Consider the following 12,994-nt stretch of genomic DNA (forward strand, 5'->3'; position numbering starts at 1 on the left):
CGATTTCAACCTCTTTCGGCAAATTGACTATCTCGTTTCCATAAATTTCTGAAAACGGAACAGTTTCTTTGTATATTTTCAGGCTTCTTTATTTTCATCCATCATACGCCAGATTGCAAGTGTTCTTCGACAATTTCCTACAAATTTCAAAGATTTTTGTCCAATCTATCAACAAAAGATTGTTCTAAGAGAGATAATTGGTGACCTAACTGGCCCCAATGATCTGCGGACTCACCTCCTTTAAGGAGATCCAGCATCGCTTTCTCTTGCTCCGCCATCCCTTCTTGAAGATGCTCTGAAGCGGCCTTTAATTCATTGGCAATGCATTCGACATAATGTGCAAGTAATTTTTTCTTCTGCTCTGCCGCCGCAACATTAACAGCTTCTTTCACAAGAGGCTCAGCCGCACCTTTGACTTGCTCCCGGCCAGCGCCTTCAAAGAAGTAGCGGGGAGATTTAAAATGTCCCCATAAGGTTGACCATTCCACGGACTGAAGCTGACATTCCAGCTCACTAGGAGATGGCCATGCCGTTTCTTCATTCTCCATCAGCTGAAACTCCTGCGTAGAGAAGCGCAGCTCAGCAGCAGCCGCTTCGGTAGCTTCATGAACAAGTCTGCGCCCAGTATTCTCCAGTCGCAGCGTTGTCGCCCATAGCTCTTGCTCCAATTCACGCTGAGTGGTACGCATCAGCTCTGCACCACATGCAGCGAAGATAGCTTTTAAATTTCCAGCGTCCTCACGCAGCAAGGAGGGGTGGAAAGACTCCTGAAAATTTCTGGTGAAGGAGAAGCTAATCCGCTGACACACATGATAGATCAGCTCCTCTCCTTCATGTACTAGATCTCTACCAGGACGTTCTTCTGTCTCCAATAGGGATAGCCGTTTCAATGCTAATTGACGACGTTCTTGCATTTCTTTTAATCCTGCTTCGCGCTCGTTTGCCGCCATGGAAGCGAGATTCTGCCACTCTTCCGCCCTGCGGCGAACAGATGCAATACTCTCTGCAGCTGCATTAAGTGAAAGCTGAGGAAGTTCATCTCCCGCAAAGCTGGATAAGGCTTGCTCGAAATGATGGAAACGGGAAGCCTCATAGCGTTCATAATTATGCTGAGTTTTACCTTCCAGAGCCAGCAAGCTAGAGAGCGCATAAATTCTCGGCGAACGTAAGCCACCTGCACGTAAATTTTGAGCGACATGCTCTCGTACCTCTTCCAATTCATCTTCTCCAGAAGCAAGATCGGAAGCATTGATAATAAAGAACATTTTATCAAGTGCAAAGCTATCTTTAATACGGCCCAGCTGTGCTAGCAAACCTCGATCTGCTTTTGAAAAGGCGTGGTTGTAGTAGGTAACAAAACATATTGCGTCCGCATTTTTCATGTAATTAAAGGTTACGCCGGTATGACGGGCATGCAACGAATCGGCTCCTGGTGTATCCACGAGTACAATCCCGCTTTCGGTCAAGGGACAGGCATAATACAAATCAATCCCCTGTACAAAGCAGGCCCGAGTTTCCTCGGCTACAAGGCTTCGGTATTCTTCCAGATCCACAGTTCGAACTGTTCCAAGCAAAGGCTCGGCTTCTGCCCAGCCAGCCGCTGCTGCCCGTAGAAATCCAGCATGGGGCAATGCAGAGGGATGAATTCCTCTTGCAGGCAAGCTTGCAAGAACTGTTGTCCATGAGTTCTGCTGTGGTTCACCCAGCTGCAGCACATTGAACGAATGGCAGATGTCATCCCAGAAATCTGCCATGGTCTTCATCGTTACAACCGCGCTGGCATGACGGAAGTCACCTTCCGGCGCCAATATGCGGTTGACCGCAGCCGTGGCGGGATGTGGAGACACGGGCAGTACTTCTTCGCCGAGCAAAGCGTTGGCGAAGGAAGACTTACCCGCGCTGAACGCACCGAACAGCGCGAGGGTAAAGCGGCCGCCGGCGAGATCCTCCGCCCGTGCGGCCAGACTCCGCGCCGCTGATGCCATCGCAGGCTCGCGGCGCAGCAGCTCTGCCGCAGCCGCCAGCGCGTCAGCGGCTGCCGATAGCCGGCGGCGCCCGCCCGCCGGCGAAGCCGTTCCCGCCGCCCAGCTTGCGGCGGCGGCACTTCCAGCCGCTACGCTTTGCGGCGGCTGGACCTCCCGCGGTGCGGCGCTTTGCGCGGCCGCACGCGGGGTGACCCTCACCTCCGGCAGGATGCCGGGGGTGAGGGGCCGGCGCGGCGGCAGCAGCGCCGCGAGCTCGTTCGCGCGGGCGTCAGCCGCGCGGTCCAGGGCGGCTAGCGCGGCTACGGCGCGCGACTGCCGCGCAAGAGCTTGTTCTCGGCGCTGGAGTTCCGCGCGCCGCTCATCCATGAGCGGTGGCAGCTTCGCTAACAGCTCATCGCTCACCGCTAACGCGGCTCGGCGGAACTGGCTCTTAATATCAGCCGCTAGTGTGCGGCAGAAATTGAGCAGCGCCTCGCCGCTATACCCCGTTCCCGGCTTAACTGCAGCCGCCAACCACTCCTGGCTCACCGCCGGGAACCCTTGCTTCAGAGTCGTCTCCGCCTCCTCCTCCCACAGCCCGAGAATCTCCGCCCAATCACGAACCAGCTGAATCAAATGCCATTCCAGCTGAGCGGAAATCTCTCGGGTCAACAGCCCTTGCCAGACTGCCAGTCGTTTACTTTGTTCCTTCTCCCGCCGCGCAGCCGTAGAGAAAAACCCTAACCGAAACGTAGGGCTGGCACTCTCGATATAGTTTCCTGATGCCTCTCTTACATCCGCAGGCATTAGATTAGCATTATTCAGTAAGGTGTCGAGACCCGTTCGCAAGCTCGATCGCGACTGCTGAGGCAACTCCTCGAGTTGTTTCTGCTCTTCTTCTAGCGACTTCAGTTCCTTCTTCACCGTCTCTGCATTCGTACCTTCCAATTCTTCAAGGAGAGCTGCTTTCTCCTCCTGCTGATCTTCACGGAATGCAGTTAAAGAAGCGTCCGCTGTATGATGGATGGAACGAGATAGGCTATATTGAAGTAGTTGCTCCTTTTGTTCCAATAGTTCTGTTATTAGGATGAGTAGATGATCCCAATGATTAAGTGGATGCTCTTTCTTTTTGAGAGAGGTGAACAGAATTCCAGCACAATGAATCCCCCATTGTTCAAAAGCATTTTCAAGTTGACGTTTATATTCCTCAATAGAAATTTCTTGTTCCCTGTGCTTGTCGATCTGATTAACGATCAGATACAACGGTTTACCCCAGTCGCTAAGATTTTTGGCAAAGGCCAAATTATTCTCTGACTGTACATGGTTATAATCCATTACATAAAATACAACATCCGCTAAATGCAGCGCGGAACGAGTCGCCGCCTGATGACCATCATCCGTCGAATCTACACCAGGTGTATCCAATAAAACGCCATCCTTACCTAGCAGCGGTATCTCATTCCATACCTCAATCGCGGAATATTCGCCACCGTTTCGACAGTATTCCTGTAATCTTTCTGGAGTTGTCTCTATAGGTGAAGGTTCATTTTCACTTCCTTCAACCCTAGGATAAATAAGCACTCGCGGAACTCCACTGCGAATAGAGACAATATTGGCACTAGTCGGCACAGGTCCCGAAGGCAGCACTGAACTGCCGCATAGGAGATTGATCATACTGGATTTCCCTGCCGAAAAATGCCCGCAAAAAGCAAGGGTCAGTTCATTCCCACCCTCTTTATGCTGTAAATCTTCATATATACGTTCAGATCCTTCATCGCCCCAGCGATGCATTAATCTACGCAACTGGAAAAGCAGCGATGCTGTTTCATTTAATGTCTCTTTCTGAATGCTAACCTGTTCCGCTCTCACTGACTCTCCACCTCCACTGTTACCATCTAATCATGCTTTGAATATTACCCATTCAAGAATACGAAATCAGACTCATTTTTAAAATATAAGAAAGTATATGTTTCACACTATTCATTATCCTTATATTTCTCGCTTAAACGCTTGCCGTCCTTATAAGGACGCTGAAGGCATTTAAATTTATACAATGTTTATAACGGTGTAATTTCTGAGATGTCATGCGAAACCTTTTTTATAAATAATAATTACAGTTTATCACCAGTTTGACACAAATTAAATACACACTACTTACAAAATAACCTATCATCTCTTACGAAATGAGGTTATTAAAACATCTTTCTGCTATTATCGCTAAAAAGTAAGCAACAAAAAAGGAGCCAACCTGAGGGCTGACTCCTTTTAACATTTTTTAACTTATGCAGTTTCCGAAACAGGTAACAGAATTTCGAATACTTTTCCGTGCTGCAGAATAGTCAACCCACGAGATTTATCTCTCATTACGACAACCTCAGGTTTCACTGACATACGCTCAAAATAGTGTTCAGGAACGTCACCGGAATGACTGATCGTGATACCTTCTACTTCTTGCTCTTCGTTCTCTTCGAGTGGGCTTTCCACTACGCGATCAAAAATATCAGAGAACACTTCAAAATTATCTGTGTATACAGAAATGCATTTCATCTCTATCCCATCCTCTTCTTCAACTCTAACTTTTTGACGTATGATCTTTAGCTTTCCTGACAACTGCTGTTTTCATACGTTTTTTGCCCTCTCGACATACATCAAGGAGCGGACAAACTTGACATTTTGGGTTCTGTGCCTTGCAGTGATATCGTCCGAAAAAGATAAGCCGGTGATGAGTGATCGTCCATTCGTCACGTGGCACAGCCTTCATCAGCTTCTTTTCCACTTCCAGCACAGAATCTTTCCAGCCTGCTAGCGCAAGTCGTTTTGCAACCCTCTCCACATGCGTGTCCACTGCAATGGCAGGAACTCCAAAAGCGTTGGATACTACTACGTTTGCGGTTTTACGACCTACACCGGGCAACGTTACAAGCAAGTCATGAGCCTCAGGCACCTCGCCACCATACCGTTCTATGAGTATAGAGCATAGGCTTTGGATATGCTTAGCTTTGTTACGATATAAGCCGATGCGCCGGATATCCCCCTCCAATTCCTCCAGCGGTACAGAAATATAATCGATGGGGGCTTTGTACTTTTGGAACAGGTCCTCGGTCACTTTGTTCACCGTTGCATCCGTACATTGGGCTGACAACAGTACCGCTATCGTTAATTCAAAAGCATTACTGTGATTGAGCTCGCAATGTGCATCAGGGAACAAGTCTCCAATCGTATCCAAGATGTGGCGGACCTCTGCAACTTTCATAGTGTCCCCTCCACGGAGCGATTACGCTCAGTAAAACTTACACGAGCGTGTCCTCTAATGTAAAGAAATATAAGCAAAGTCTGTATTATAACGTATGGTTTCATACATTTCAAGAAAATACAACTCTTAAACTTTCTTATATTTCAAAAAAAACGTCTTGACGCAGGCAAAGCTCCTGTGTCAAGACGGTGATTCACTCGGAAATCCACCATTGCTACTATTGTTTCACAATTTCAACCACGATATCATTATTGAAATACATTATAATATTATCATTTTCTTTCAGAGATTGCACGGACAATGTCGTATCTCCTTGATGAATATATACATTTGAAGCAAGAGTGAACTGATACTTATCGTTCAGATTTGCTCTCTTCGTCACCAATGAGTTCGTCGTACTGTCAAAGCGAGAGAATGAACGAGTTAACTGTGGTAACACTCGAATGACTGTCACTCCATCCGTATCTTTCCGAATCTCCACTCTGTCCGCTGTTGTTAAGTTACTAAGAGCCGTTGTTGTCGCACCATCACGTATGATTCTAACTCCACCTACAGTAAAGTTTTGTGCTGCTCCAGCATACTCCTTCACAATTAAGCTGTTGGTTGCTGCTCCTACTGAACTAATCTGACCTGTTGTAAGCTTGACGGCCTGAATAGAGAGCGGTGCGCTTCCATCAAAAGTGACATTCAGATAATCTCCTGATTTCAAAGCGGTTATCTTAATGCTCTCACCGGCTTCATTAGTTATTGGAAGCGCCGCAGTATTAATTTCACTGGTCCCCCCGTTCCATTTAATGCTTACACGGTTGGTTCCAGAATTAACAGTTGCTGCTTCAACCTGAAGAATGGTCTTTACTTTCAATACTGCAATGAGATCCTGACTAGTTGTCAGTGAGGCTGTCACATTACTACCAACAGGGACATCACTTAAGGATGGATTAGTCTTCCCAAAAAGATCAACTAACTGTGGATATGGCAGTGTTATAGTTTGCCCGCCATCTTTAAGCTTCAATACAATTGTTCTAGAAGTAGTATTAACAGCAGACAAAGTTCCTTCGTACTTTGTGACAATTTCCAAAGACAAAGCCCGTTGACCTATTGCCGTTAAATTTACTTTACGGTTCTCAACAAGTTTCGTACCGGCATTCGTTAAATTAGGAAGTACGCCTTCAATCAACAATTTTGTTTTTTCATCCAACTGAACAACATGTGCCTTTTTATCAACATCCAGAACTGTCAACAGCTGTGTTTTTGTATTATAGTCAATAACCGTCGCTCCACTATACTGCTCAATTTGACGACTTAACACTTCAATTTTTGTGACCTGGTCACTGCTGTTTAGCGTAAGCTGAATTTTGTCCCCACCTACTTTATCAGCTATAAGATCATCAGCCACGGCGCTATTCATATTCGGAATAACAATCACCGGCTTCGTGCCTAACAGTTTAACTTCAAGTGTTCCGTCCGTTTTTTTATAAACAACTGTTGAATTGCTCAGTTCCGTAAGTACACCTTGAACTGTCCGTTCAACACCCTCTGTCACTTCTACAGTACGTATCACGTTTTCCTTAATCGTATATTTAACAGCAGCACCTGTCTTTAAATCTGCTGGCTGCAGTACTGATGATTGCGAGCTGAATAATGAAGTGCCATCTTCCCATTTAAAGGTTTCCACCGTACCAGCAGCATTTTTAAACGTAATGCTTTTCCCAGTAAGATCTATGCTTTGAACGGTACCTGTCGTCGTTTTGTTAACAACGCCTGAAGTCACTTGAACGTTGACCACTTTATGTGAACCGCTATAAGTTTCACGCTGTAACGTAACTATGCTGTCTGCTACCAGCGAAGCAGGTTCAATTGAAGTCCCATTCGCATCTACAAAGGTAGTCGTTTCATCGTAGTAATATTCAGTGAACCCAGTAGCTGATTTCAGCCATAGCTTATTACCAGGTGCTACCATTGCGAAGTTTCCGGAAAGGCTCTCCACTTGTTGTGTAGGGTCTGTCACTTCAACATAAGCTGCGTTATATGTCGCTCCAATTACAGTAACCTTTGTGTAAGGTTGGATATCACTTAGATTTATTCTACTTTCAGAAGCGCTTGTGTAATAAGCGGTGCTCGCTCCCAGGTTATATGTAGAAGTCTTTCCATTGTTATAAACGGATAGTTTTCCATCTGCTAATTGACTGATTGTTCCTGATACCGTGTTGTCATATTCAACCGTATTGTGAGCTTCCGCACGGCTGAAAAAGGTTGCCAATTGAGCACGGGTCACAGCCCCTTGTGGATCAAAGCGATTACCATCAAGACCATTGGCTAGTTTCAGATCAACAGCAACGTTGATGTAGCCTCTTTTGTTTGCAGACACTTTAGCATCATCCGCAAAACCTGTCGGCTCACTAGCTGCTACGGCTGCATCTGCAGTTTTTCCTAGTGCACGAATTAGGAGTTCAGCAATCCATTCGCGGGACGCTTTACGCTCTCCCCAAGAAGTCTTCAGATTATCTGGAGCCATTTCGGTTGCCTTATCAAGCAGGCCTTGTTGAAAGGCCAACACTACATAATCCTTGTAATAATTCGTAACCTTAAAATCATTAGGTAAGGCAACTGTTGAAGAAGTATCCACTTTATCCTGCAACTTCATAAAACGTAATGCCATAAGCACAGCTTCTTGTTGAGTTACAGAATCGCCAGGGCGGAACAAACCATTATTACCAACCACAATTCCCTGTGATGCAAGTTTATAAATATGCTTTTCAGCCCAGAAGCCTGTTTTCACATCGCTAAAAATGCCTACCGATTGTGTTGTGGTTGTTGCTGCTGTCGTTGCTGTATCTGCAAACACTGCGCTTGTGCCGCCAAAAATCATGGCACCAGCCATAACAGCCGATACTGCTTTAGTAGAATAAGTCTTCAATGGACGTTTTGACCTTTTTTGCGCGGACAATAGATTATTCCCCTCTCTGTGACACAAATAAATAGTATACCTTAAAGTTCGTCAGTTAGATGCTGTATTCCTTTGTTGTAATAACAATTAGCTATTATCTCTAGTCATAGGATGCATTAGGTCCACATGACCCATCAAGCTTTCAACCTTTTCACCGTCTACCAAAACTTCGATACTTTTCACTTCATCAAATTGAAAATAGGTTTTGGCAAGTGAAGAAATCGCTAAGGACTCCCCACCAGCACCCAGCTGTGCTTCATCCGGTTTATGAATATCCATCACAATTTGACCATCCACAAACTTTAACGATTTCAGCTCAATCTTACCCCATAACGATACAAGCTCAGTATTCTCGTTACTTTGCAGTGCTTTGAATGTCTCTGTATATTTCTCAACATCGTCAGAGAAGCTAATGCTAGTCTTAGCAGGAATCAGATCCATAACTTGTGAATTCGTATAATAAGCTTCTATACTCAGACTCTGTTTTTGCTTCTCATCTGCTACTGGCTTCGCAGTAGGCTGGGTTTCTGCACTAGTATTGTCTGCTGTCGGTTGCGGAGTGCTAGCCACTTCGTTTCCTGGATCTTCACTTGGAGCCGGAGTACTTTCTCCAGCACCGCTTACAACATTAGTACTATCTGTCTCTACACCGTTTGCTGGAGCTGCTGTAGGCTTGTCTCCACAGCCAGCGATCACAAGCAGGAGCAGCGCGGCAACCCCAACCATAGTCCATTTTTGTTTCATCATTAATAAACGCCTCCTCTAGATGAATACGGGCAGACAGGTACCGCAAAACCACTTCTTGCCTTTTAAAAACAAAAGCAGAAAGCTGACTTTGCGGCGCTCGTCTGCCACTGGTCTGTTATTTTATACCCAAATATTCCTTAATTCCACTCACCATTGAAGCAGCAACTTTATTTTGAAGTGCATCTGTAAAGAGCAACGCCTCATCTTTTTTGTTACTCAGGTACCCTACTTCAAGTAAAACTGCAGGCATTTTCGTTTCACGAATTACATGGAAATTACCGTAACGTACACCGCGATCGCTAAGTCCTGTAGCTTGAACAAGATATTTATGCATCACGTTCGCCAATGCCTTACTGGCTTCCCGTTGATAATAAGTTTCTGTTCCACTTGCCGCCGAGGATCCTGAACTATTGGCATGTACAGAAATAAATAGGTCTGCCTTTAAATTATTAGCCATTGCCGCACGATCCTTAAGTTCCAAGAAAGTATCGTCACTACGCGTCAACACAACGTCGATATTACTCTCTTTTTTAAGCAAAGCAGCTGCCTTAAGCACTATAGCTAAATTAAAATTCTTCTCGTATTTGCCAGTGACTCCAACTGCTCCAGAATCCTTAGCTCCGTGCCCTGCATCCAGTACTACAAGCTTCTTACCGTCCTTACCTGGCTGTGTTGAAGTATCTCCCGTATCTTCTGCATTCAGATCAATGATGACCAGCTTAGAATCGGTGCCAGAAACGCTTACGTTATAATTTTTAGGATGATTCAAATCAATAACAAAACGTACTGTATAAGGGTTAGTGTTGTAAAGAGAATAACGAACTCCAGAAACATCAGGATAATCCGTTACTTCCAGTTTACCATTCAGGTCAGGGTCAAGAACTTGTCCAGTTCCGAACAGATCGGAGAAAGTAGCATTAGGAAAATCAACCACTAACCGATCCGGTCCAGTCATCGCCGTCACTTTCGGTGCTGAATTACCCTCTATCGCAATACTCAAACGATTTTCACTAAAACTCACACCATTTACCATCGTTAAATTCTTAGAAGGATCTACTGGGGGTACAACCTCAGATCCACCATTTTCAGTATTTCCACCAGAACTACCGTTATCATTTGAGGATCCTGGGGTAATAAGATATACACTCTTCTTCACGTTGTCCCACGAGACATTCAATCCAAACTGTTCACTTATGAATCGAATCGGTACAAGTGTCGTATTACTACGAAGGATTGGTGCCGTGGTAAGCGTTAATGTCTTGTCATCAACTGAGGCTGTCTTTTGATTCACAACCAGTTTGATGACCTTTCCTTGCTGTTCAATCGTTACCGTCTTGCTCTTCTGATCCCATCCCACGTTATATCCAAGGCTTTCAGAGATCAACCTTAACGGCACCATGATTGTATCATTCACATTCTCAACCGGGACATTTTGCCCTGCGGTCAGCTCCTTGCCGTCCAGATAAATCTTGCTATTCCCGGCAGCAGCATGTCCGTTCTCAGGCAAAACAAAAACTAAGAGCAACAAAAACAACATCAAACTGAATTTCTTCATTCTTCACCTCTAAATCTAGTATTCGCCTGTGAATGGCGATCGTGATGGCCTGTCTACGTCAACCTCAGACCTCTATTAGACGCTAATAATCTATAAAGGTTGCGAATATATTCCATAAAAATTGAGAAATCTCACCAACATTAAGCATTAAAGTCCTAAATATTCCTTAATACCAGCTACAATTTCCCTCGCTAATTTGTCTTGAAGCTGCTCACTATACATCCCTGATTCATTTCCTGAATTAGTAAGATACCCCACTTCTAGAAGTACTGCCGGCATACTTGTTTCTCTTGTAACATGCAGACTTTTCGTTCTTACTCCGTTGTCCTTGAATCCAGTACCAGCTATCAGATGTTTGTGCATAATCTGTGCAAGCGGCAGACTCCCACTACGCGAATAGTACGTTTCGCTGCCATTTATTTTATCTCTATTCGGATAACCCTGCTCCAGTGAATTCCCATGAACTGAAATAAATAGATTAGCCTTTGCAGCTTCTGCGATATTCACACGGTCCTGAAGACCTAACGTAATATCTTCAGTCCTAGTAAATACGACGTCAACCAAAGCTTCTTGCATCAACAGTGCTTGTACTTTACGGATAACAGCTAAATTGAAGTCTTTTTCCAGTTTACCTGTGAGGCTGACTGCTCCTGATTGTGACCCTCCATGACCCGCGTCGAGAACTACAACTGGCTTTCCTGTCATTCCACTACCACCTGAGGTATTCCCTTCACTGCCTGTAACATTCAAATCTAGTGTCACCAGTCCAGTACTTTCATCCGTACTTAATTGATAAGGCTGGCTCCCGACCGTTTGAATCACGAACCTAACAGTAGAAGGACTTACACTGAACAACGCATACCGGATCTCAGAAACTAGAGGGTAACCAGTAACATCCAGCTTCCCTTGCGGACTTCCGTTTGTCGTAATACTCGGTAGGCCTCCTACGAAATCAGGAGCAAAAGCCGCACCGGGAAAATCTACGACGATTCGATCTGGACTGCTCATTTTTGTGATGCTAGGTTTAGCAGCCCCAGAAACAGCGATGATTAATCGATTCTCAGTGAAGGCTGCCCCATTTACAAGCGGACCTGCTGCATTCACACCAGTGCTTCCTGGTACGGAAGATGATTGTGGTGTCGGTGAGGGCACAACACTTCCAGCGCTTGTGCCATTATCCATGCCGAGTGTAGTAATCTGAGTTGGAGAAGGCGTACTTGTTGCTGTAGGACTAGTAACGGTTCCCTCAGGTGTAGCCACCGAAGCTTGTCCACCTGTCAAATAGACCGTTTTATCGCTATTATCCCAGCCAACCTTGAGCCCGAACTGCTCACTTACGAAGCGAATCGGAACGAGAACTGTACCACCGCTTTGCTTGGGTGCTGCGTTTAAATCAAACGTTACTCCATCCGCATCAGCTGTTTTTCGTCCTACAGCCAGCTCAATGCTTTTTCCATCTTGGTGAACCGTTACTTTGCGGGCCTGCTGCTCCCATAAAACCTCAAATCCAAGATTCTCCACTACCACTCTGACAGGGATCATAACACTGCCATTGACGTTCTCAAGTTTAATTCCTTTTGGTAAAGTAAGCTCTTGATTATCCATAATAATTCTGCCTGAGCTACTACTAGCTGCGGCAGCTTCACGTCCAGTGAATGATAGTAATAATAATGGCAGCAACAATAGCAGCAACGTTCGATACCCAACTCTTCTCATTTTCCCGCTCCTTCTGCAAGTGATAGTTCTAGATAAATACTTAGACGACAGAAATCACCAAATGTTTCCTTAATAACCAATGAATATTTTGATTATAGCAAAAAAACTTCTATTTCCGTGACCCGGAAATAGAAGTTTTGCGTAATTTTTGTAAAAATTAAGAATGAAACCAGTCATACCCTACTATTAAGAGAATAACTTAGCCGCATGACGCTCTTCATACGCAGCAATTTCATCCGCATGTTGAAGGGTCAAGCCGATATCATCCAGACCTTGCAGCAAGAACTGACGGCGGTGCTCATCCAGATCAAAGCTGATGCTTAGTCCAAATTCATCATGAAGTGTATTGCTTTCAAGGTCCACGGTCAACTGGTAGCCATCATGCTCGGCTGTCCGCTTAAACAGCTCATCCACTTGCTCTTCCGAAAGCTTGATCGGCAGAATGCCATTCTTAAAGCAGTTGTTGTAGAAGATATCTGCATAAGAAGGTGCAATAACAACTCTGAAACCATAATCCATAATCGCCCAAGGTGCATGTTCCCGTGACGAACCACAGCCAAAGTTAGCACGTGAGATCAAGACAGAAGCATCTTTATAGCGTGGTTTATTCATTTCAAAGGCAGGATTATCGTTACCAGCCTCATCAAAACGCCATTCGTAGAACAAAAATTGTCCAAATCCAGTCCGTTCAATCCGTTTCAAGAACTGCTTTGGGATAATAGCATCCGTATCTACATTCACCCGATCTACTGGTGCAACAATTCCTGTTAATTTTTTAAAAGCATCCATAGTTTTATCCTCCCGTGTTCTCT

Annotated in this window: 8 protein-coding genes; all 8 read right to left on the reverse strand. The window is 45.1% G+C overall.

The annotated features are described in order from the left end of the window. Positions 1-146 precede the first annotated feature (146 nt). Positions 147-3,833, reverse strand: a complete 3,687-nt coding sequence (locus tag ACDZ28_RS29060) for a dynamin family protein (RefSeq protein WP_375103432.1) — start codon at positions 3,831-3,833, stop codon at positions 147-149. Between the two features lie 411 nt (positions 3,834-4,244). Continuing rightward, entirely contained in the window at positions 4,245-4,511 is a 267-nt protein-coding gene (locus ACDZ28_RS29065) for a hypothetical protein (RefSeq protein WP_042129455.1), read from the reverse strand. A 25-nt stretch (positions 4,512-4,536) separates the two neighbouring features. Further along, complete coding sequence (gene nth / locus ACDZ28_RS29070; RefSeq protein ID WP_076119747.1) at positions 4,537-5,217, reverse strand: endonuclease III; 681 nt, start codon at positions 5,215-5,217, stop codon at positions 4,537-4,539. A gap of 217 nt (positions 5,218-5,434) precedes the next feature. Beyond that, complete coding sequence (locus tag ACDZ28_RS29075; protein WP_375103433.1) at positions 5,435-8,164, reverse strand: S-layer homology domain-containing protein; 2,730 nt, start codon at positions 8,162-8,164, stop codon at positions 5,435-5,437. A gap of 87 nt (positions 8,165-8,251) precedes the next feature. Continuing rightward, the gene (locus ACDZ28_RS29080; RefSeq protein ID WP_042129458.1) at positions 8,252-8,911 is read right to left on the reverse strand and encodes a GerMN domain-containing protein; all 660 of its coding nucleotides are present in this window, start codon (positions 8,909-8,911) and stop codon (positions 8,252-8,254) included. Between the two features lie 115 nt (positions 8,912-9,026). Beyond that, on the reverse strand, positions 9,027-10,466 hold the full coding sequence (locus ACDZ28_RS29085) for an N-acetylmuramoyl-L-alanine amidase (RefSeq protein WP_042129459.1): 1,440 nt from the start codon (positions 10,464-10,466) through the stop codon (positions 9,027-9,029). Between the two features lie 147 nt (positions 10,467-10,613). After that, positions 10,614-12,182 (reverse strand): N-acetylmuramoyl-L-alanine amidase, encoded by a 1,569-nt coding sequence (locus ACDZ28_RS29090; protein ID WP_375103434.1) that lies wholly within the window; start codon positions 12,180-12,182, stop codon positions 10,614-10,616. 186 nt (positions 12,183-12,368) lie between these two features. Beyond that, positions 12,369-12,971: a 3-isopropylmalate dehydratase small subunit gene (gene leuD, locus ACDZ28_RS29095; RefSeq protein WP_076119749.1), complete on the reverse strand. Its 603-nt coding sequence runs from the start codon at positions 12,969-12,971 to the stop codon at positions 12,369-12,371. Positions 12,972-12,994: the final 23 nt, after the last annotated feature.

Origin of the sequence: Paenibacillus sp. RS8 (genome assembly GCF_041956825.1) — a bacterium.
Taxonomy (GTDB): Bacteria; Bacillota; Bacilli; order Paenibacillales; family Paenibacillaceae; genus Paenibacillus_AQ.

What these genes read in the sequence shown, in the direction of transcription:
- leuD (WP_076119749.1), bottom strand. Translation starts at nt 12,971, where the DNA reads ATGGATGCTTTTAAAAAATTAACAGGAATTGTTGCACCAGTAGATCGG.
- nth (WP_076119747.1), bottom strand. Translation starts at nt 5,217, where the DNA reads ATGAAAGTTGCAGAGGTCCGCCACATCTTGGATACGATTGGAGACTTG.
- ACDZ28_RS29065 (WP_042129455.1), bottom strand. Translation starts at nt 4,511, where the DNA reads ATGAAATGCATTTCTGTATACACAGATAATTTTGAAGTGTTCTCTGAT.
- ACDZ28_RS29080 (WP_042129458.1), bottom strand. Translation starts at nt 8,911, where the DNA reads ATGATGAAACAAAAATGGACTATGGTTGGGGTTGCCGCGCTGCTCCTG.
- ACDZ28_RS29090 (WP_375103434.1), bottom strand. Translation starts at nt 12,182, where the DNA reads ATGAGAAGAGTTGGGTATCGAACGTTGCTGCTATTGTTGCTGCCATTA.
- ACDZ28_RS29085 (WP_042129459.1), bottom strand. Translation starts at nt 10,466, where the DNA reads ATGAAGAAATTCAGTTTGATGTTGTTTTTGTTGCTCTTAGTTTTTGTT.